21 protein-coding genes and 1 riboswitch are annotated in these 18,128 nt (G+C 68.2%); of the genes, 10 read left to right on the forward strand and 11 right to left on the reverse strand.

Going from position 1 to position 18,128, the window contains the following annotated elements:
• Nucleotides 1–65: 65 nt before the first annotated feature.
• From LOS78_RS09515 to leuD, 4 genes are all read right to left on the reverse strand, one after another.
• On the reverse strand, nucleotides 66–764 hold the full coding sequence (locus LOS78_RS09515; protein WP_230378065.1) for a CbtA family protein: 699 nt from the start codon (nucleotides 762–764) through the stop codon (nucleotides 66–68).
• Between the two features lies 1 nt (nucleotide 765).
• Nucleotides 766–942 (reverse strand): CbtB domain-containing protein, encoded by a 177-nt coding sequence (locus LOS78_RS09520; protein ID WP_024843046.1) that lies wholly within the window; start codon nucleotides 940–942, stop codon nucleotides 766–768.
• Nucleotides 943–978: 36 nt separating this feature from the next.
• A riboswitch (cobalamin riboswitch) is annotated at nucleotides 979–1,183 on the reverse strand.
• A gap of 139 nt (nucleotides 1,184–1,322) precedes the next feature.
• Complete coding sequence (locus LOS78_RS09525; protein ID WP_230378066.1) at nucleotides 1,323–2,375, reverse strand: endonuclease/exonuclease/phosphatase family protein; 1,053 nt, start codon at nucleotides 2,373–2,375, stop codon at nucleotides 1,323–1,325.
• Complete coding sequence (gene leuD / locus LOS78_RS09530; RefSeq protein ID WP_230378067.1) at nucleotides 2,366–2,971, reverse strand: 3-isopropylmalate dehydratase small subunit; 606 nt, start codon at nucleotides 2,969–2,971, stop codon at nucleotides 2,366–2,368. Before leuD ends, LOS78_RS09525 begins: the two co-directional genes overlap by 10 nt.
• A 92-nt stretch (nucleotides 2,972–3,063) precedes the next feature.
• Here leuD and LOS78_RS09535 point away from each other — a divergent pair, with 92 nt between their 5' ends.
• Entirely contained in the window at nucleotides 3,064–3,645 is a 582-nt protein-coding gene (locus LOS78_RS09535) for a hypothetical protein (protein ID WP_230378068.1), read from the forward strand.
• A 17-nt stretch (nucleotides 3,646–3,662) separates the two neighbouring features.
• Here the strand turns inward: LOS78_RS09535 and leuC are convergent, their stop codons facing one another.
• Nucleotides 3,663–5,099 carry a 3-isopropylmalate dehydratase large subunit gene (gene leuC / locus LOS78_RS09540; RefSeq protein WP_230378069.1) on the reverse strand — a complete coding sequence of 479 codons (1,437 nt, stop codon included), beginning with the start codon at nucleotides 5,097–5,099 and terminating at the stop codon, nucleotides 3,663–3,665.
• Between the two features lie 292 nt (nucleotides 5,100–5,391).
• Here leuC and LOS78_RS09545 point away from each other — a divergent pair, with 292 nt between their 5' ends.
• The 4 genes from LOS78_RS09545 to LOS78_RS09560 all read left to right on the forward strand — a co-directional run bounded on the left by LOS78_RS09545 (nucleotide 5,392) and on the right by LOS78_RS09560 (nucleotide 7,278).
• The gene (locus LOS78_RS09545) at nucleotides 5,392–5,625 is read left to right on the forward strand and encodes a hypothetical protein (RefSeq protein ID WP_028713190.1); all 234 of its coding nucleotides are present in this window, start codon (nucleotides 5,392–5,394) and stop codon (nucleotides 5,623–5,625) included.
• A 76-nt stretch (nucleotides 5,626–5,701) separates the two neighbouring features.
• The gene (rsfS, locus tag LOS78_RS09550; protein ID WP_084637832.1) at nucleotides 5,702–6,157 is read left to right on the forward strand and encodes a ribosome silencing factor; all 456 of its coding nucleotides are present in this window, start codon (nucleotides 5,702–5,704) and stop codon (nucleotides 6,155–6,157) included.
• Nucleotides 6,158–6,160: 3 nt separating this feature from the next.
• On the forward strand, nucleotides 6,161–6,628 hold the full coding sequence (rlmH, locus tag LOS78_RS09555; protein ID WP_028713188.1) for a 23S rRNA (pseudouridine(1915)-N(3))-methyltransferase RlmH: 468 nt from the start codon (nucleotides 6,161–6,163) through the stop codon (nucleotides 6,626–6,628).
• A gap of 116 nt (nucleotides 6,629–6,744) precedes the next feature.
• Nucleotides 6,745–7,278 carry a hypothetical protein gene (locus tag LOS78_RS09560; RefSeq protein ID WP_230378070.1) on the forward strand — a complete coding sequence of 178 codons (534 nt, stop codon included), beginning with the start codon at nucleotides 6,745–6,747 and terminating at the stop codon, nucleotides 7,276–7,278.
• A 651-nt stretch (nucleotides 7,279–7,929) separates the two neighbouring features.
• Here the strand turns inward: LOS78_RS09560 and LOS78_RS09565 are convergent.
• Nucleotides 7,930–8,757: an LOG family protein gene (locus LOS78_RS09565; RefSeq protein WP_230378071.1), complete on the reverse strand. Its 828-nt coding sequence runs from the start codon at nucleotides 8,755–8,757 to the stop codon at nucleotides 7,930–7,932.
• 94 nt (nucleotides 8,758–8,851) lie between these two features.
• Here LOS78_RS09565 and dapD point away from each other — a divergent pair, with 94 nt between their 5' ends.
• Nucleotides 8,852–9,676, forward strand: coding sequence for a 2,3,4,5-tetrahydropyridine-2,6-dicarboxylate N-succinyltransferase (gene dapD / locus LOS78_RS09570; protein ID WP_028713185.1), 825 nt, complete (start codon nucleotides 8,852–8,854; stop codon nucleotides 9,674–9,676).
• Between the two features lie 106 nt (nucleotides 9,677–9,782).
• Complete coding sequence (locus LOS78_RS09575; RefSeq protein WP_028713184.1) at nucleotides 9,783–10,034, forward strand: GlsB/YeaQ/YmgE family stress response membrane protein; 252 nt, start codon at nucleotides 9,783–9,785, stop codon at nucleotides 10,032–10,034.
• Nucleotides 10,035–10,069: 35 nt separating this feature from the next.
• On the opposite strand, the gene LOS78_RS09580 is transcribed toward LOS78_RS09575, so the two are convergent.
• Nucleotides 10,070–10,540 carry a YbaK/EbsC family protein gene (locus LOS78_RS09580; RefSeq protein ID WP_230378072.1) on the reverse strand — a complete coding sequence of 157 codons (471 nt, stop codon included), beginning with the start codon at nucleotides 10,538–10,540 and terminating at the stop codon, nucleotides 10,070–10,072.
• 56 nt (nucleotides 10,541–10,596) lie between these two features.
• Here LOS78_RS09580 and LOS78_RS09585 point away from each other — a divergent pair, with 56 nt between their 5' ends.
• Together LOS78_RS09585 and LOS78_RS09590 are read left to right on the forward strand one after the other, a co-directional pair.
• Nucleotides 10,597–10,917: a hypothetical protein gene (locus tag LOS78_RS09585; RefSeq protein WP_028713182.1), complete on the forward strand. Its 321-nt coding sequence runs from the start codon at nucleotides 10,597–10,599 to the stop codon at nucleotides 10,915–10,917.
• Between the two features lie 89 nt (nucleotides 10,918–11,006).
• The gene (locus LOS78_RS09590) at nucleotides 11,007–12,257 is read left to right on the forward strand and encodes a lytic murein transglycosylase (protein WP_028713181.1); all 1,251 of its coding nucleotides are present in this window, start codon (nucleotides 11,007–11,009) and stop codon (nucleotides 12,255–12,257) included.
• 81 nt (nucleotides 12,258–12,338) lie between these two features.
• Here LOS78_RS09590 and LOS78_RS09595 read toward each other — a convergent pair whose 3' ends face one another.
• The 4 genes from LOS78_RS09595 to gpmI are packed head-to-tail and all read right to left on the reverse strand — an operon-like array spanning nucleotide 12,339 to nucleotide 16,994.
• Nucleotides 12,339–12,830 (reverse strand): RNA pyrophosphohydrolase, encoded by a 492-nt coding sequence (locus LOS78_RS09595; protein ID WP_028713180.1) that lies wholly within the window; start codon nucleotides 12,828–12,830, stop codon nucleotides 12,339–12,341.
• Nucleotides 12,827–14,242: a S41 family peptidase gene (locus LOS78_RS09600; protein WP_230378073.1), complete on the reverse strand. Its 1,416-nt coding sequence runs from the start codon at nucleotides 14,240–14,242 to the stop codon at nucleotides 12,827–12,829. Before LOS78_RS09600 ends, LOS78_RS09595 begins: the two co-directional genes overlap by 4 nt.
• A complete protein-coding gene (locus LOS78_RS09605; RefSeq protein ID WP_230378074.1) occupies nucleotides 14,239–15,474 on the reverse strand; it encodes a murein hydrolase activator EnvC in 1,236 nt (411 codons plus the stop codon). The genes LOS78_RS09600 and LOS78_RS09605 overlap by 4 nt, the downstream gene beginning before the upstream one ends.
• Entirely contained in the window at nucleotides 15,471–16,994 is a 1,524-nt protein-coding gene (gpmI, locus tag LOS78_RS09610) for a 2,3-bisphosphoglycerate-independent phosphoglycerate mutase (protein ID WP_230378075.1), read from the reverse strand. Before gpmI ends, LOS78_RS09605 begins: the two co-directional genes overlap by 4 nt.
• Before the next feature lie 174 nt (nucleotides 16,995–17,168).
• On the opposite strand from gpmI, the gene LOS78_RS09615 reads away from it, so the two are divergent.
• The gene (locus LOS78_RS09615; protein ID WP_230378076.1) at nucleotides 17,169–18,116 is read left to right on the forward strand and encodes a metallophosphoesterase; all 948 of its coding nucleotides are present in this window, start codon (nucleotides 17,169–17,171) and stop codon (nucleotides 18,114–18,116) included.
• Nucleotides 18,117–18,128 lie beyond the last annotated feature (12 nt).

Here is an 18,128-nt window from a genome sequence, read left to right on the forward strand (position 1 = left end):
TGTCCCCCCGGTTCATGGAAAGGGCCGGGCACGGCTGCGCGCCCGGCCGGAAGGCTGCGGCCGGATCAGGCGGCTTGCGGAAGGGGCGCGCGCTGCCCCTCGCGCTGCCAGAACCAGCCGGCCAGCAGGCCGAGCACCGCCCAGGCCAGGGCGCCGGCCCCCAGCGCGCGGCCGGCGAATTCGGCCGAAAGCTCGGGCGGGACCGGGCCGGCATAGCTGTCGGGCTGCGGCGCGCCGATCAGATGCGGCGCGAGGATCAGCACGATTGCCACGCCCCAGGCCGCCCAGCCCCTGCCAAAGGCGATCAGCCACAGCGCAAGCCCGGTGGCCAGCGCCGTGCCCAGCCACCAGATGGCGCGGATCTGCACATCGGCGGCGGCGACGCCCGGCACCTCGGGGGCAAGGCCGAAGGCGGGGGCGAGCTGCATGGTCAGGTAGCCGGCAAGACCCCAAAGCAGCCCCTGCCGCGCCGTGACCGCATTGCCCTGCGATTCGGCAACCGCCATCAGCGCCACCAGCATCAGCCCGTAGCCGGCATAGACCAGCATGGTGAACAGCACCGAAAGCATGTTGCGGGTCCATTCGAAGGGGCCGAGATCCTGATGCGCGCTGACGGATTCGGCGCCGAAATGCGCCAGCTGCCCGGATTCGTAAAGCTCGGCATGCAGCAGCACCGGCTGCACGAACCAAAGCTGCAACAGGGCGGCAATCAGCCCCGTTGCAGCGCCAGCGATCAATCCGCTGGTCAGAATGCGCGAGAACATGTCAGTGGCAGGGGAAGCCGGTGGCGTGACGCACGTCATGGGCAGCGTCATGCAGGGTTTCGGCCTGCACCAGCCCGGACATGAAGATCAGCCCGAAGCCGATGGCGAAGGCGGCGATGGCGGGAAACAGCACCGAGGCGCGGCTGGCCCCCGCGGCGGTCATGGGTTTTGCGGTCATCCGCGACCCTTTCCTTATGTCGTCCAACCCGACGACGTTGCGGTTTTGCGCATCGGCAGGTCTCCTGGCTTGCGGGTCACGGCAGACGCCCGCCTTCCCGGCCGGTTGGCCAGTGGCATGATGGGCGTCCGCTCTCCGCTTACAGTCGCGGGGGCGGCTGCGGATTTGGCCCCGGATGCCCCGGGCCGCACCGCATTCCCTTTTGGCCCCGGAAAGGGGCACCGATACACGCATATGTTACCTGCGACGCCGCCGCGGCGGCAAGCGGAATCGAGGACCGGGCGGCGGGCCGGCGGGCGGCGCTGTCGCATGGGTATTTGGAGAACGAAGAAGATGCCCGAGGGATCGCGCGGGGATCGAGGCAGGCGGGCTTGTCCGGATCACGGGGCCGGCGGCCAGTCCAGATCGACCCAGACCAGCCGGTGCGCGGAAGCGGCCAGGGCGGCCTCGGCCAGCGGGCCCTCGGCCGGCCAGAACACGCCCGCGTCCAGCACCGTGAGGCCCTTGGCCGGCAGGACGTAATCGACGCGCAGGTTGCCGGGCGGCTTGTCGTCGGGCCAGTCGCCGGTATCCAGCGCCGGATCGCCCTTGTGGCGGTCGTTCACGCCGCCCTTTGCTGCCGCCCCGCCGGCGCTGCGGGGCCGGGGGTCGGTGACATGCGCCATGATCCGGGCCAGCGCCTCGGGCCGGCCCTCGCTGTCCATGGGGTCGAGGTTCAGGTTGCCGGCCAGCACGAAAGGGCCGCCCGGCAGGTGGTGCAGCCAGAAGGCCAGCTCGTCATGGTTGCGCCGGCCGTTCAGGTCCTCGGGCCCATCGAAGACCGGCGGCGTCGCGGACATGGCGAGCAGGTGCAGCGGGTTGCCCGCTACCGTCACCACCGCGTCCCAATGCGCGGTCGAGGACAGCCGGCGGATCGCCGCCACCTTCTCGGGCAGCGGCGGCATCAGGTGGCCGGGCAGGTCGCGCCACAGGACGCCGGTGTAATCCGTCACCGGCCCGATGGGATGGCGCGACAGGATCGCCATGCCGCCCTGGCCCGAGAATCTGCCATAGCCCTGCGCGTCGTCCGCCGTGCCCAGCCGCCCGTCGGCGTTCAGGTCCAGCCCGGTCGCCATGCCGGAATTCGGCCGCGCCGCGAAACGGTGCGGATAGTCCAGCCCGACCCGGGCCAGCCTTGCGGCAAAGGCGTCCAGCGCCCGGCCGTCCAGATCCCAGTCGAAATCGGTCAGCAGCAGGATGTCGGGCCGGGTCTCGGCCAGCACGGCGACGACCGCTGCGACCTGCGCATCCTCGCGGCCGAGGTCGCGCAACAAAAGCCCCGGCCCGTCGCGCGACAGGTCGGGGCTGTAGGTGGCGATCCGCAAGGGCTCGGCATGGGCGGCGAGGCCAAGGACGGCCAGCAGGACCGCCCCGGCAAGCGCCCTTACACCCAAGGCCGGCTCTGGGCCATCTGCGCCTCGAAGGTGTCGATGGCGCCGGCCTTTTCCATGGTCAGGCCGATATCGTCCAGCCCGTTCAGCAGGCAATGGCGGCGGAACGGGTCCAGCTCGAAGGGGAAGCTCTGCCCGTCCGAGGTGGTCACGGTCAGGTTTTCCAGGTCCACGGTCATGCGGGCATTGGCGCCTTTCTTCGCGTCCTCCATCAGCACCTCCACCACCTCGGGCGGCATGACGATGGGCAGGATGCCGTTCTTGAAGCAGTTGTTGTAGAAGATGTCGGCGAAGCTGGTGGAGATCACGCAGCGGATGCCGAAATCCAGCAGCGCCCAGGGCGCATGTTCGCGCGACGAGCCGCAGCCGAAATTGTCGCCGGCGACGATGATCTGCGCCTCGCGGTAAGCCGGCTGGTTCAGCACGAAATCCGGGATCTCGTTGCCTTCGGCGTCGTAGCGCATCTCGTCGAACAGGTTCTTGCCCAGACCCGAGCGGTGGATCGTCTTCAGGAACTGTTTGGGGATGATCATGTCGGTGTCGATATTGACCAGCGGCATGGGCGCCGCGATGCCGGTCAGGGTGGTGAACTTGTCCATGTCTTGATCCTCGCAGAATTGACTTGGGGCGCGCGCGCCCGTTAACCGAGACCCGAGCGGCGCCTGGCGCCATGGCTATACGGGTCTTGCTGATGTTTTTCGGGTTTTCGAGTTTCGCCGCCCTGCGCGCCTGCATCGCGCGCGACTGGACGCCGCAGATCGGCGATCCCGAGATCACCGGCTGGCTGACGGTGCTCTCGTATCTTGTCTGCCTGTTCCTGGCGGTGAAGGTGCTGCGCCGCCGGCCGGCCGGCGCGGCGCGCGGGCTGTGGCTGGCGATCGCCGGGCTGATGGCGTTCCTGGCGCTGAACAAGCAGCTTGACCTGCAGACGGCGCTGACTGCCACCGGACGCTGCATGGCCCGGGCGCAAGGCTGGTACGACAGCCGCTACCTGGTGCAGCTGGCCTTTATCGCCGGGCTGGTGCTGGGCGTGGCGGTTGCGCTGATCTGGGCGACGAAGGCCCTGCGCGGGCACATGCGCCGCAACGGCCTTGCCCTGCTGGGGCTGGCCGTGCTGTGCGGTTTCGTGCTGGTGCGCGCGGTGGGTTTCCATCATGTCGATATGCTCATCAGCATGGATTTCGCGAACCTCAAGTTCAACTTCTGGTTCGAGAATGCCGGGCTGGTGCTGATCGCGATCAACGCCCTGCTGCTTCTGCGGCGGGGCCGCTAGGGGCCCCGCCCGAAGCATCAGACGGTTTCCGCCAGAAGCTCGCGCACGTCGGTCAGGTGGCCCTTGATGCCCGCCGCCGCCGCCATGACCGGCGACATCAGATGCGTGCGGCCGCCGCGGCCCATGCGTCCCTCGAAATTGCGGTTCGAGGTCGCGGCGCAGCGTTCGCCCGGCGCCAGCTGGTCGGGGTTCATGCCCAGGCACATCGAGCAGCCGGCCAGACGCCATTCGAAGCCGGCGTCGATGAAGATCTTGTCCAGGCCCTCTTCCTCGGCCTGCATGCGCACCAGGCCCGAGCCCGGCACGACCATGCCGCGCACGCCCGGCGCCAGCCTGTGGCCCTTGAGGATGCCGGCGGCGGCGCGCAGGTCCTCGATCCGGCCGTTGGTGCAGGAACCGATGAAGACCGCGTCGATCTTGATCTGGTTCAGCGGGGTGCCCGGCTTCAGGCCCATGTAGTCGAGGCTGCGGCGCGCGGCCTCGACCTTGCCGCCCTCGAAATCCTCGGGGGCGGGAACCGTGCCGGTGATCGGCAGCACGTCCTCGGGCGAGGTGCCCCAGGTCACCACCGGGGCGATGTCCTCGCCGCGGATGGTGACGACCTTGTCCCAATGCGCGCCCTCGTCGCTGAAGAGGGTCTTCCACCAGCTGACCGCGGCCTCCCAGGCGGCGCCTTTCGGGGCATGGGGGCGGCCCTTGCAATAGTCGAAGGTCTTTTCGTCCGGGGCGATCAGGCCGGCGCGGGCGCCGCCCTCGATGGCCATGTTGCAGACGGTCATGCGGCCTTCCATCGACAGGTCGCGGATCGCCTCGCCGCAATATTCGATGACATAGCCGGTGCCGCCGGCGGTGCCGGTCTTGCCGATCACCGCCAGCGTGATGTCCTTGGCGGTGACGCCGGGACGCAGCTTGCCAGTGATTTCCACCTTCATGTTCTTGGATTTCTTCTGGATCAGCGTCTGGGTGGCCAGGACGTGTTCCACTTCCGAGGTGCCGATGCCATGCGCCAGCGCGCCGAAGGCGCCATGCGTCGCGGTGTGGCTGTCGCCGCAGACGACCGTCATGCCGGGCAGGGTCCAGCCCTGTTCCGGCCCGACGATATGGACGATGCCCTGGCGGATGTCGTTCATCGGGTAATAGTTCAGCCCGAATTCGCGGGCGTTCTTGTCCAGTTCCGCGACCTGGATGCGGCCCTCGGGGTTCTCGATGCCGTCCACGCGGTCGGCGGTGGTGGGCACGTTGTGGTCCGGCACGGCGATGGTCTGGTCGGGGCGGCGCACCTTGCGGCCGGCCATGCGCAGGCCCTCGAAGGCCTGGGGCGAGGTCACCTCATGCACCAGGTGGCGGTCGATATAGAGGATGCAGGTGCCGTCGTCGGAACGCTCGACCACATGGGCGTCGAAGATCTTGTCGTAGAGGGTGCGGGGCGCGCCCGCGTTCGTGTTGCCGGTCATGGCTGTCTCTTTTCTGGAAGACTAGCTGGGAAAGGGCGGAGGGGCCGCAACCTGCGGCAGGGCGCGCAAAGGCGCCCGCCGTCGTCAAAGTCGGGCGGTGACGGACAGGCTTTCGCCGTAGAACCGGCCCGGCAGGCGGGCGCGGTCGTGAATGTCGAAATAGACGAATCCTCGCATGACAGCAGTAATAGGTCGATTTCACGTCATATTCAATATCGCCACACGGTCCTGTTAATTCCAAGTTGAGAAATGGCCCCTATTTTCTACGCAAGGAACAAGAAAGGGACCGATCATGCTGATTCGCATCATCCTGCGGACGATTCCCCTGCTCTGCGTGGCCGCCTTTGCGCTGGCCGTGGGCCTGGAACAGGACCGGCCGGGCCCGGCGCAGGGGGTGGCGGGGGCCGAAACCCGGCAGCTGGCCTGGGGTGCCGGGCAGGTGCGATGCGTCGATCCCTGGGGGAATCTGCCGCTTTCCGCCTGTTCCTCGGCCGAGCCCGCCAGAAATCCGCCGCCGCCACATTGAGCAGGCGCGATTCCGTGCTACATTACTAGGGCCCCGGCGCCGGGGGAGATCGGCGTGATGACCGGAGGATGAACCCCTGTCCAATACCGTCTCGCCGGCTTCTGCGCCGGCTGCGACCACCGCGGAGTCCGGGCTGACGAGCGATCAGCTACTGGGCCGCATTCTTGCCTCTCTTGACGACGACAAGGCCGAAGATGTCGTGACCATCGACCTGCGCGGCCGCTCGGCTATGGCCGATCACATGGTGATCGCCTCGGGCCGCAACGCGCGGCAGGTGGCCTCGATCGCCGAAAAGCTGGTCGAGCGCCTGAAAGAGCAGACCGGCCGCTCGGCCCGGATCGAGGGCAAGGAAACCGGCGATTGGGTGCTGATCGACACCGACGACGTGATCGTCCATGTCTTCCGTCCCGAAGTCCGGGAATTCTACCAGCTGGAAAAGATGTGGATGCCGGCCGACGCGCTGCGCTCGGCCACGCTTGACCGGATGCGTGCTGAACACGCGGCCGAAGAGGCCCGCAAGACCCAGAACTGACCCATGCGCATGGTCATTGCCGCGGTCGGGCGGCTGCGGCAGGGCCCCGAGGCGAAGCTGATCGCCGATTACCTGGACCGTCAGGCCAAGGCGGGCCGCAGCCTGGGCCTGCCCCCCGTGACGCTGGCCGAGGTCGAGGACCGGCGCGGCGGCGGCATGGCGGCCGAGGCGGCGCTGCTGGCCAGGGCCGTCCCCGACGGCGCGGCCCTGGTGGTGCTGGACGAGCGCGGCCAGATGCTCAGCTCTCCGGAATTCGCGGCGCGAATCGCCGGCTGGCGCGACCAGGCCCGGGATGTGGCCTTCGTGATCGGCGGCGCGGATGGCATCGACCCCGGCCTGCGCGACCGGGCCGACCTGGCGATCAGCTTCGGCCGCATGGTCTGGCCGCATATGCTGGTCCGCGTCATGCTGGCCGAGCAGATCTATCGCGCCACCACCATCCTCGCCGGCAGCCCCTATCATCGCGAATGAGTGCAACGCCTTTGAACGATTAAGTTTTTAGGCAGAATGCCGGGAGGGCCCAGGTGAATTTCCCAGACCTCTCTGCTAGGATGGGCCATCAAGGTCATCAGTTTCCGGGGTATGTCATGATCCCAATCGTCAATCAGATCCACAGCCGGGCCGGCCCCGCCACCCCCCAGGCGGCGCGAGAGGTCGAGGTCGTCGGTCCAACCATCGCCCGCGCCCAGCCCGAAGTGCCGGTGGTCGAGGAATCCGGTGCCGTCGCCGGCGACGTGCCGCTTGGGCGCGGAGGCATCGACCGCTCGCAGCAGACCGAAGCGGCCCCGCCCCGGCGGCAGGCCGTCAAGCCGGCCAGGGCGGCCGAGGATATGGACGGCCCCCAGGATCGCGCCGTGTTCCGTGCCAAGGTGATCAGGTTCCTGACCGCGATCTATGGCGATGACGAATCCTTTCGGCGGGCGCTGAAACTCGGCACCATCGTGATCCGCGCCGCCGAGGATCCGCCCGACCCCGAATTGCGGCCCGAGCTTTCCCTTGCGATCTATCGTCATGGCGCAGAGCAGGCGGATCCGCCTGCCGAGCCTCTGCCCGAGCGCAGCTCAGGCGGCCAGCCCCAAGCTGTCGGCGCGACCGATTTCATCGCCTGGTGGCCGAAATAGCGACGGTTGCAGTCGACGCGTCCGGAATTGCGTTGCCCGGCACCGTCGCAGCCCGAATGGCAGCGGCGAGCGGGTGGCGGCTGTCATGGCTCGCCGACTGAAATCAGGCGGTGCACAGGGGGCACTGGGCTGGACCGGGTGACGGTCGATTGCCGGCGCAATTTCGAGATCACGGCTCGCCCGGGCGTCACAGGCGGTCGACAGGTTCGCCCGAGCAGGTTTGCGGCGAACGGGTTTGCGGCGTATCCCGCTCTGGGGCTCGGCCGGAGTAGAAGCCTTAACTGTCTGCTGAAAAAGTCCACGCGTGGGGACAGCCTGCGCCAGGAACCAGAAAACCCGCCTCAGACACGGCCGGAAATTCCCGATGCTGAGGCGGATCTTCACCAGCTCCGGAACGATTTCCGGCACCATAGCCTTTTCAGAGTTTTCCAGCGGCCTTTTAACGGTTTTACTGCGCCGGTGCGACGCGATGGTCGCAGGCTCGCCCGTTGCCGGCCTTGCGGTTCGCCGCAAGAGCGGGCCAGGCGGCGAGGCGCGGCGGCCGGGCTTCGGCTCGGCGCATCGCCGTCGGCGGGACATAGCCGGAGCGAGGCGTCCGTCGGGCCCGAAAGCGAAGGCCCTCGAGGGGCTGCCGGCGCAAGGGGTCCCCCGTCAGGGGCAGGGCACCTCCCAGTTGTCGATGATCTCGACCGCCTCGTCGGCGCTTTCGACGAAGCTGATCAGCTCCAGGTCCTCGGGGCTGATAGTGCCGGCCTCGGCCAGCGCCTGCCAGTTGATCACCTTGTGCCAGAACTCCGGCCCGAACAGGATGAAGGGCACCCGCTTCATGCGGCCGGTCTGGATCAGGGTCAGCGCCTCGAACATCTCGTCCATGGTGCCGAAGCCGCCGGGGAAGATCGTCACCGCCTTGGCCCGCATCAGGAAATGCATCTTGCGGATGGCGAAATAATGGAAGTTGAAGCACAGGTCGGGCGTGACATAGGCGTTCGGCGTCTGCTCGTGCGGCAGCACGATGGACAGGCCGATCGAGGCGCCGCCCGCCTCATGCGCACCCAGGTTGCCGGCCTCCATCACCCCCGGCCCGCCGCCGGTGCAGATCACGTTCTCGGCGCCATAGCTTTCCAGGCTGCGTTCCGTCATCAGCCGGGCAAAGCGCCGCGCCTCGTCATAGTAATGCGACAGGGCGGCCAGCTCCGGGGTGCGCGCGCCTTCCCGCCGCTCGGGCGCGGGGATGCGGGCGCCGCCGAACATCACCACGGTCGAGCGGATGCCGCGCGCGTCCATGATCATCTGCGGCTTCAGCAGTTCAAGCTGCAGCCGCACCGGGCGCAGTTCCTCGCGCAGCAGGAATTCGGTATCGGTAAAGGCCAGCCGATAGGCCGGCGCGCGGGTCTGGGCCGTGTCGGGGGTGATCTCGGCCACCGCCACGTCCTGATGGCTGTCGCGGAACGGGTGGCTGCGCTCTTCTAGTTCTGTCATCCAAACCTCTGGCGGGGACCGCCGCACATTGCGCGGCTGCACCCCTCGGCTTATAGCCCTTGGACAGGAGTTTCCACCGTTGAGAGGCCAGACCATGTCGAATGACGCACTTGAAGCCGCCATCGAATCCGCCTGGGAGATCCGCGACCAGATCACCCCCGCGACCAAGGGCGAGGTTCGCGACGCCGTCGAGGCCACGCTGGAGGCGCTGGACAAGGGCGCTCTGCGCGTCGCCGAAAAGCGCGGCAGCGACTGGCATGTGAACCAATGGGCGAAAAAGGCCGTGCTGCTGGGCTTTCGCCTGAAGGACATGGAAGTGCATATGGGCGGCCCGCAGGGCGGCACCTGGTGGGACAAGGTGGACAGCAAGTTTGCCCATTGGGGCCAGGCGCAATGGCAGGCCGCCGGCTTCCGCGCCGTGCCGAACTGCGTGGTGCGCCGCTCGGCCTATATCGCCAAGGGCGTGGTGCTGATGCCCAGCTTCGTGAACCTGGGGGCCTATGTCGACGAGGGCACCATGGTCGACACCTGGGCCACCGTCGGCTCCTGCGCGCAGATCGGCAAGAACGTGCATCTTTCGGGCGGCGTCGGCATCGGCGGCGTGCTGGAACCGATGCAGGCCGGTCCGACCATCATCGAGGACAATTGCTTCATCGGCGCGCGTTCGGAAGTGGTCGAGGGCTGCATCGTGCGCGAGGGCTCGGTCCTGGGCATGGGGGTCTTCATCGGCAAGTCCACCAAGATCGTCGACCGCGAGACCGGCGAGGTCATGTATGGCGAGGTGCCGGCCGGTTCGGTGGTGGTCGCCGGCTCGATGCCCTCAAAGAACGGCGTGAACCTTTATTGCGCGGTGATCGTGAAGCGCGTCGATGCGCAGACCCGCTCCAAGACCTCGATCAACGAGCTGCTGCGCGACTGACCTGTTGCAGCCCTGCACCGGACTCACCCCTGCGTGAGTCCGGCGTGAAACCCAAGCGCCGCCGCTGCGTTCAACCCGCACAGGTATCCTGAAAGCGGAGTTTCACATGCAGGGTTTGGGTTGGCTGGCCGCGATCATCGTCGGCGGTCTTGCGGGCTGGATCGCCAGCAGCATCATGAAGGCGGATACGGGGATCATCCTCAACGTCATCCTGGGCATCGTCGGCGCCATCGTCGGTAATGCGCTTCTGGGTCTGGTCGGGCTGAACGCCCAGGCCGGCAGCTGGCTCGCGCAGGGGGTCGCCGGGCTCATCGGCGCGGTGGTGCTGATCTGGCTTTACCGGGCAGTGGCCGGATAGCGAAAACGGGGCGGGGTTTCCCGCCCCTTTTCCTGTCAGGCGATGAAATCCGCCTGTTTCGCCCCGGTGATGCGGACCAGATCCTCCGGCGCGATGGCGAAGACGTGGCGCGGCGTCCCGGCCGCCGCCCAGACCGTCTCGAAATCCAGCAGGCGCGGGTCCAGCCAGGCCTGGACTTGGCGCAGATGCCCGACCGGCGCGACGCCGCCGATGGCGAAGCCGGTCTCGGCCCGGATCAGGTCCGCATCGGCCTTGCCGAGGCTTTGCCCCGCCAGCGCCGTCGCCTTGGCCGGATCGACGCGATTGCCGCCGGCGGTCAGGAACAGCACGACATGGCCGGTCGTCTCGCCGCGGAAGATGATCGACTTGGCGATCTGGTCGACCGCGCAGCCGACCGCGGCCGCCGCGCCCTCGGCGGTGCGGGCGCTGTCGTCGGTCTCGCGGATCTCGACGGCAAGCCCGGCCGCCTGCAGCGCCGATTGCACCCGCTTCAAGCTCTTGCTCATTGTCTCTCCCTCCGGTTTCGGGCGATATGACGCGAAAATGCAGCAAAGGAAAAGCCATGGCCCAGCAGGTCTACACGCTTCTGGTCGAGGTCGGCCGCGCCGCGGATGATGGTCTGCCGGAAGGCGCCAGCGGCGCGGCTTTGGTCTGCTACGCCTCGGGCGTGACCGAGGAGGAGGCGGTGCGCGAGACCGTCGCCATCCTCAAGCAGGCCGGGCTGGCGCCCATCGAGGTCACCGGCCATGGCAGCATCGACGAGCGCCTGGCCGAGGGCCACGAGATCCCCGAGGAGGAGCGCGCCCTGATGGACCGCGCGCTGAACGAGAACGCGGTGATCGTCGCCCAGATGGAGCCGCTCTTTGCCGAGGAGGACGGCTGATCCGCCCCTATCCAGCCGCGCCGGGCTGGGCTAGACTGGCCGCAACCAGAAGAAAAGCCCATGAACGAGCAACGGAACGGACAGGCAGAATGACCAGACGCATTTCCCGCATCGCGACCTCGGCCGTGCTGACCATCGCCCTGGCAGGCTGCGGCGTGTCGATGAACCAGGGCCCGGGCGGCGTCGGCGGCAATTTCGGCGGGCTGCCCACGGCGGGCGGGCAGGGCTCCGAGGCCGGCTTCCAGAACTGGGTGCAAAGCTTCCGCCCGCGCGCCCTGGCGGCCGGCGTCTCGCCCGGCACCTTCGACAGCGCCATGGCGGGGGCGCATTACCAGCCCAGCATCGTGGCGCTGGACCGCAAGCAAAGCGAATTCACCAAGCCGATCTGGGACTATCTCGACGGGGCCATCGGCACGCGCGGCGCGACCGGCCGGGCGAAGGCCGCGCAATATGCCGGCACGCTTTCGGCCATCGAGGCGCGCTACGGCGTCCCGCGCGAGATCGTGCTGGCGGTCTGGGGCATGGAGTCGAATTTCGGGGCCAATCGCGGCAATACCCGGATCGTGCCGGCCTTGGCGACGCTGGCCTATGATGGCCGGCGCGGCGAATTCTTCGCCGGCGAGCTGGTGGCGGCGCTGCGCATCATCCAGTCCGGCGACGTGGACAGCGCCCATATGGTCGGAAGCTGGGCCGGGGCCATGGGGCATACGCAGTTCATGCCCTCGTCCTTCCTCTCCCACGCCGTCGATTTCAACGGCGACGGCCGCCGCGACATCTGGTCGGACGACCCGACCGACGCGCTGGCCTCGACGGCCAGCTACCTGCGCCAGAACGGCTGGCGCCCCGGCCAGAGCTGGGGGACCGAGGTCATCCTGCCGCAGGGCTTCGACTTCAACCAGGCCGGCAAGTCGGTGCAGCATTCCGGCAGCCAATGGGCGGCGATGGGCGTGCGCACGGTCAGCGGCGCGCCGGTGCCCTCGGGCTCGATCCTCGCACCGGCGGGATCGCGCGGCCCGGCCTTCCTGATCACGGAAAACTTCCGCGCCATCCTGAAATACAACGCCTCGGACAGCTACGCCCTCGGCGTGGCCTATCTGGGCGAGGCCATCGCCGGCCGCCGCGGCATCCAGGGCAGCTGGCCGCGCGGCGACCGCACGCTGTCGAACAGCGAAAAGGCCGAGATCCAGCGCCTGCTGATGGCCCGCGGCTTCGACACCGGCGGCGTGGACGGCAAGCTCGGCAGCCAGTCGACCGAGGCGATCAAGGCCTTCCAGCGTTCCCGCGGCGTGACGCCCGACGGCTATGCCGATACCCGCCTGCTGGCCATGCTGCGCAGCTAAGGAAAAGGGGCGGCCCCGAAAGCCGCCCTTCTTGCTTTCTCTGTTTCACAAATACCCAAACCGGCCGCGCAACCGGCGCGGTCAGGCCAGGATTCCGCGAAACTCGCCCAGCACCCGCGCATAGACCTCGCGCTTGAAGGGCACGATGCTGTCGACCAGATCCACCGCCCGCATCCATTGCCAGCGGTCGAATTCGGGATGCGCGGTCGCGATGCGGATGGCGTCGTCGGGGCCGAGGAAGCGCATGGCGAACCATTTCTGCTTCTGCCCGCCGTATTTGCCCTTCCAGACCTTGCCCAGCAGCTCGGGCGGCAGGTCGTAGGTCACCCAATCGGGCGTTTCCGCCACCACATCGACCAGATCGGTGGTCACTCCGGTTTCCTCGACCAGCTCGCGCAGGGCCGCTTCGCGCGGGGTCTCGCCGCGGTCGATGCCGCCTTGCGGCATCTGCCAGGCCGGGCCGGGATTGTCGATGCGCTGCCCGGCAAAGACCAGCCCCGCCGGGTTGATCAGCACCACCCCGGCGCAGGGCCGGTAGGGCAGGCCCGAGGGGCCCAGCAGATCGCCGCTCATTCCGCTTGCGCCCCCTGGGCCGCGTCCTCGCCGGTGACGGCGGGTTTCGCGGCCTCGGGCACGGCCTGGGCATGGTAATCCACCGCCGCCAGGCCCTTGAGGATATCGACGGCATAGGCCAGCTGGTAGTCCTCCTCGCGCAGCTTGGCGGTGGCCTCGACCTGCTTGGCCTCTTCCTCGATCTGCTTGCGCTCCTCGTCGCTGATCGAATCGTTGTTCAGCGCGCCGCGCAGGTCGGCTTCCGAGTTCAGGAATTTCGACTCGGTCCGCGGCTTGCCGTCCTCGTCCTCCTCCTGCGGCTTCGGCGCCGGCTGCTCGACGATGATGTCGGGCTGGATGCCCAGCGACTGGATCGAGCGGCCCGAGGGCGTGTAGTAGCGCGCCGTGGTCAGGCGGATGGCGCTTTCGGCGGTCACCGGCATCACCGTCTGCACCGAGCCCTTGCCGAAGCTCTTGGTGCCGACGACGATGGCGCGGCGGTGGTCCTGCAGCGCCCCGGTGACGATTTCCGAGGCCGAGGCCGAGCCGCCATTGATCAGCACCACCATGGGCTTGCCCTCGGCCAGGTCGCCCGCCTTGGCGTTCCAGCGTTCGCTGTCCTCGGACTTGCGGCCGCGGGTCGAGACGATCTCGCCCTTGTCGAGGAAGGCGTCCGAGACCTCGATGGCCTGGTTCAGCAGGCCGCCGGGATTGTTGCGCAGGTCCAGCACGAAGCCCGTGACCTTGTCGATGCCGCCGGCATCCTTGATCGCCTTGGCCATCTCGGTGCGCAGCGTCTCCATGGTCTCGTCGTTGAAGGTGGTGACGCGCAGCACCACGGCATGGCCCTCGATCCGGGTCTTGACCACCGTCAGCTTGATGATGTCGCGGGTGATGGTCAGGTCGAAGGGCTCCTTCTCGCCCTCGCGCAGGATGGTGATCTTGATCTCGGACCCGACCGGGCCGCGCATCTTCTCGACCGCCTCGTCGAGGTTCAGCCCCATCAGCGATTCGCCGTTCACATGGGTGATGTAGTCGCCGGCCTTCACCCCGGCCTCGGCGGCGGGCGTGTCGTCGATGGGCGAGATGACCTTGACCAGCCCGTCCTCCTGCCCGACCTCGATGCCCAGGCCCCCGAAGCTGCCCCGGGTCTGGGTCTGCATGTCGTTGTAGTCCTTGGCCGACAGGAACGAGCTGTGCGGGTCGAGCGAGGTCAGCATGCCGTTGATCGCGGCCTCGATCAGCTTCTTGTCGTCCACCTGCTCGACGTAATCGGCGCGCACGCGCTCGAAGACGTTGCCGAACAGGTCCAGCTGTTCATAGACCGAGGCGTTCTTGCCCGATTCCTGCGCGACCAGCGGGCCGGCGAATTGGGTGGCGACGGTGATGCCCGCAAGCGTGCCGATCGCCCCTGCCAGAATATAATGTTTCATTCAGTTCCGTCCTGCCCGGTTGCGTTGCGGCCTGTCCCGTCCGTGGCCTCTCCGACAATGGGATTCATCACGAACCATTCTGCCGGGTCCAGAGTTTCCTTGCCCTTGCGGAGTTCAACATACAGTGTCTCGGTCTGTCCAGCACCGCCTCCGGCGGCGGCATTGGCGACGAATTCGGCGCCGAACTCCTGCGCGGGCGGTTCCTGCCCGCCCATCAGCCCGACCGGCTCGCCCGCCGCCAGCACGTCGCCCGTCTCGCCGAAGACCTGCGCCAGCCCGGCAAATATCATCAGATACCCCCGCGCGGGCTCAACGATCATCACATTGCCGTAATCGAGCAGCGGCCCGCGATAGCGGATCGTCGCCGGCCAGGGCACCGTCACCAGCGCGGCGGGCGAGGTGGCGACGACCATGCCCGGGCGCCGCACTCCCGAGGCGTCGGCCTCGCCATAGCGGCGCAGCACCGTGCCCAGCACCGGCAGCGCCAGGCTGCCCTGCGCCCCCTCGAAATCGGCCATGGGCGGGCCGACATCCTGCTCCATGCCGGCGATGCCCGAGGCGAAGGCGTCCAGCGTGTCGGCCGATTGCACCAGCGCCGTCAGCTCCTTGGGGTCCTCGCCGAAACGCACCGGCAGGCTGGAGCGGTCGGTGACGGCCGAGGCCAGCAGACGCCGCGCCTCCTGCACCTGCCCCAGCCCCTGCGCCAGCGTGTTGGCGGCGTTCAGCTGGATGGTCCGCACGGCGCGGATTTCCTCCAGCTTCTGCTGCATCTCGCGCGCCTCGCCCTCGAGCCCGGGGGCGACCGAGGACAGGATCATCCCCGCCCGGGCCGAGGATTCCGGCCCCGAGGGATGCAGCAGCAGCATGGTCTCGGGCGATTTCTGCATCGAGGTCATCACCCCCAGCACCCGGCCCAGCCGCTCGCGCCGGGCGTCGAATTCGGTGCGGATCTCCTGCTCGCGGATGCCGGCGCGGCGCAGCCCGTCGCGCAGGGCCGCCATGCCCTGCTCGTAGGCGCGGATCATCCGGGTCAGGGCGACGACCTGGTCGTCCTCGGTCAGCGCATCGTCGAGCTGGCCCGCTGCCTCGCGCAGCATGGTTGCGGCCTGCGCCGCCTCCTGCGCGGCCTGGCTCAACTGCGAATCGCCCTGCGCGGGCGTCGCCGGCTGGGCCAGGGCCATCGAGCCGATGGCGACGCCCATCAGCAGCGGCAGGAGCAGCCCGTGTTTCATGCGTGCTCGATCAGCGAGGTGCCGGTCATCTCGGGCGGCAGGCCCAGGCCCATCAGGTCCAGCACGGTCGGCGCCACATCGGCCAGCCGGCCGTTGCGCAGCCGCGCGCCTTCGGGGCCGCCGAAGACGATCACCGGCACCGGGTTGGTGGTGTGGGCGGTATGCGGCCCGCCGGTCTCGGGGTCGATGGTGGTCTCGCAATTGCCGTGGTCGGCGATGATCACGGCGGCGCCGCCGGATTTTTCCAGCGCCTCCAGCATCATGCCCAGCCCCTTGTCCACCGCCTCGCAGGCGCGGATCGCGGCGGGCAGGCTGCCGGTATGGCCGACCATGTCCGGGTTGGCATAGTTCACCACGATCAGGTCGTAGCCCGCCTCGATCGCCTCGACCAGCTTGGCACTGACCTCGGGCGCCGCCATTTCCGGCGCTAGGTCGTAGGTCGCGACCTTGGGGCTGGCCGGCATGAAGCGGTCCTCGCCCGGCTCGGGCGTTTCCTTGCCGCCGTTCAGGAAGAAGGTGACATGCGGGTATTTCTCGGTCTCGGCCAGGCGGAACTGGCGCAGGCCCTTGGCGGCGACCCAGGCGCCCAGCGTGTTCACCACCTGCCGCTTGGGATAGGCGGCGTCCATGTATTCGTCATGACTGGCGGAATAATCGACCATGCCCAGCAGCGCCGCCCATTGCGGCCGCCTGCCGGTATCGAAGGCGGCGAAATCCGGCTGGCCGATGGCGGCGAGGATCTCGCGCGCCCGGTCGGCGCGGAAGTTGAGGCAGAAGAAACCGTCGCCGTCCCCGGCGCCGGCATAGCCGTCGATCACCGTGGGCTGGATGAACTCGTCGGTCTCGTCGCGCTCATAGGCATCGGCCACGGCCTGGGCGGCATCGGGGGCGGGCAGCCCCTCGCCGCGCACCATGGCGGCATAGGCGCGGGCGACGCGGTCCCAGCGGTTGTCGCGGTCCATGGCGTAATAGCGGCCGATGACGGTGCCGATCCGGGCGGCTTCGGGCAGGCCGCGCAGCAACTCGGTGACGAAGCCCGAGGCGGATTTCGGCGGCACGTCGCGGCCGTCGGTGATGGCATGGACCACGACCGGCACGCCCTTGTCGGCGATGGCGCGGGCGGCGGCGACGACATGCCGGACATGGCCGTGCACCCCGCCATCCGAGACGACGCCCATCAGATGCGCCGTGCCGCGGCTGGCCTTGAGCTTGCGGATGAACTCGCCCAGGGCAGGGTTCTCGTAGAAGCTGCCGTCCTCGATCGCCAGGTCGATCTGGCCCAGGTCCATGGCGACGACGCGGCCGGCGCCGATATTGGTGTGGCCGACCTCGGAATTGCCCATCTGCCCCTTGGGCAGGCCGACATCCGGGCCGAAGGTCACCAGCGTCCCATGCGGGCAGTCGCGCATCAGCCGGTCGAAATTCGGCGTCCTGGCCTGGTCGGGCGCGCTCTGCTCGGGGCGCGGGGAAATGCCCCAGCCATCGAGGATGCAAAGGACGACGGGTTTCGGACGGGTCATGCGGCACCTCTTTCGCGGGTCGTGACGCTTCTACGACCGCAGGCGGCGGGGGGCAAGTTCGGGCGCGATTGTGCCGGAATCGTGAAGCCGGCCGGCGGGCGGCGATGTCACCCTGCCGTCAAGGAAGCCCGCTAAGCGGGACGCATTCCATCATCCGTCTCAGGAGGACCGACCATGTTCACCCGCCGCGATCTGCTGGCAGCGGCACCGGCCGCCGCCGCCCTCGTTTCGACCGCCGCCGGCACGGCGGCGCTGGCGCAGGAGGGCGAAACCGCATCGGCCGGCTTCACTCCCTTCCGCTTCGGGGTGATCAGCGACCCGCAATTCGCCCCGGTCGTCCCGAACGCCACCGCCACCCGCTTCTACGGCAATTCGCTGTGGAAGCTGGACGCGGCCATCGCCGAGCTGAACCAGCATGACGACCTGGAATTCGTGGTGACGCTGGGCGACATCATCGACCGGCACTGGGAAAGCTACGGCCATATCCTGCCGGTCTATGACCGGCTCAGGCATCGCAAGCATTTCCTGCTCGGTAATCACGATTACGACTATCCGCCGGAATGGATTCCCTCGGTGGTCCGCACCGTGGGCATGCCGGCGCCCTATTACGATTTCGCGGTCAAGGGCATCCGCTTCATCGTGGTGGACGGCAACGATGTCTCGACCTTCGCGCCGCCCGAGGACGATCCGCGCCGCACCCTGGCCGAGGAGCGGCTGGCGAAGCTGAAGGAAAGCGGTGCCGAGAACGCGCAAAGCTGGAACGGCTCGCTGTCGGACCAGCAATTTGCCTGGCTCGAGGAGCGGCTGAAGGCGGCGGTGGGGGCGGGCGAGCGCGCCATCCTGCTGTGCCATTACCCGGTCTATCCGGCGAACGAGCACAATCTCTGGGACAGCGAGCGCATCGTCGAGCTGGTCAAGGCGCATCCGCATTGCCTGGCCTGGTTCAACGGCCACAACCATGCCGGCAATTACGCCGCCATCGGCAAGCAGCATTTCGTGAACTTCCGCGGCATGGTGGATACGCCCGACCAGTCCTGCTTCGCCATTGTCACGATCCAGCAGGACCGGATCGAGATCCAGGGCTTCGGCCGCGAGGAAAGCCGGGTGCTGGACCTGGCCTGAGGTCGCTTCTTC

The organism is Paracoccus sp. MA, assembly GCF_020990385.1.
Taxonomy (GTDB): Bacteria; Pseudomonadota; Alphaproteobacteria; order Rhodobacterales; family Rhodobacteraceae; genus Paracoccus.

Excerpts from the sequence above, each read along its gene's own strand:
- LOS78_RS09515 (WP_230378065.1), bottom strand. The coding sequence starts at position 764 with ATGTTCTCGCGCATTCTGACCAGCGGATTGATCGCTGGCGCTGCAACG.
- LOS78_RS09520 (WP_024843046.1), bottom strand. The coding sequence starts at position 942 with ATGACCGCAAAACCCATGACCGCCGCGGGGGCCAGCCGCGCCTCGGTG.
- leuD (WP_230378067.1), bottom strand. The coding sequence starts at position 2,971 with ATGGACAAGTTCACCACCCTGACCGGCATCGCGGCGCCCATGCCGCTG.
- LOS78_RS09535 (WP_230378068.1), top strand. The coding sequence starts at position 3,064 with ATGTTTTTCGGGTTTTCGAGTTTCGCCGCCCTGCGCGCCTGCATCGCG.
- leuC (WP_230378069.1), bottom strand. The coding sequence starts at position 5,099 with ATGACCGGCAACACGAACGCGGGCGCGCCCCGCACCCTCTACGACAAG.
- LOS78_RS09545 (WP_028713190.1), top strand. The coding sequence starts at position 5,392 with ATGCTGATTCGCATCATCCTGCGGACGATTCCCCTGCTCTGCGTGGCC.
- rlmH (WP_028713188.1), top strand. The coding sequence starts at position 6,161 with ATGCGCATGGTCATTGCCGCGGTCGGGCGGCTGCGGCAGGGCCCCGAG.
- LOS78_RS09560 (WP_230378070.1), top strand. The coding sequence starts at position 6,745 with ATGATCCCAATCGTCAATCAGATCCACAGCCGGGCCGGCCCCGCCACC.
- LOS78_RS09565 (WP_230378071.1), bottom strand. The coding sequence starts at position 8,757 with ATGACAGAACTAGAAGAGCGCAGCCACCCGTTCCGCGACAGCCATCAG.
- dapD (WP_028713185.1), top strand. The coding sequence starts at position 8,852 with ATGTCGAATGACGCACTTGAAGCCGCCATCGAATCCGCCTGGGAGATC.
- LOS78_RS09575 (WP_028713184.1), top strand. The coding sequence starts at position 9,783 with ATGCAGGGTTTGGGTTGGCTGGCCGCGATCATCGTCGGCGGTCTTGCG.
- LOS78_RS09580 (WP_230378072.1), bottom strand. The coding sequence starts at position 10,540 with ATGAGCAAGAGCTTGAAGCGGGTGCAATCGGCGCTGCAGGCGGCCGGG.
- LOS78_RS09585 (WP_028713182.1), top strand. The coding sequence starts at position 10,597 with ATGGCCCAGCAGGTCTACACGCTTCTGGTCGAGGTCGGCCGCGCCGCG.
- LOS78_RS09590 (WP_028713181.1), top strand. The coding sequence starts at position 11,007 with ATGACCAGACGCATTTCCCGCATCGCGACCTCGGCCGTGCTGACCATC.
- LOS78_RS09595 (WP_028713180.1), bottom strand. The coding sequence starts at position 12,830 with ATGAGCGGCGATCTGCTGGGCCCCTCGGGCCTGCCCTACCGGCCCTGC.
- LOS78_RS09600 (WP_230378073.1), bottom strand. The coding sequence starts at position 14,242 with ATGAAACATTATATTCTGGCAGGGGCGATCGGCACGCTTGCGGGCATC.
- LOS78_RS09605 (WP_230378074.1), bottom strand. The coding sequence starts at position 15,474 with ATGAAACACGGGCTGCTCCTGCCGCTGCTGATGGGCGTCGCCATCGGC.
- gpmI (WP_230378075.1), bottom strand. The coding sequence starts at position 16,994 with ATGACCCGTCCGAAACCCGTCGTCCTTTGCATCCTCGATGGCTGGGGC.
- LOS78_RS09615 (WP_230378076.1), top strand. The coding sequence starts at position 17,169 with ATGTTCACCCGCCGCGATCTGCTGGCAGCGGCACCGGCCGCCGCCGCC.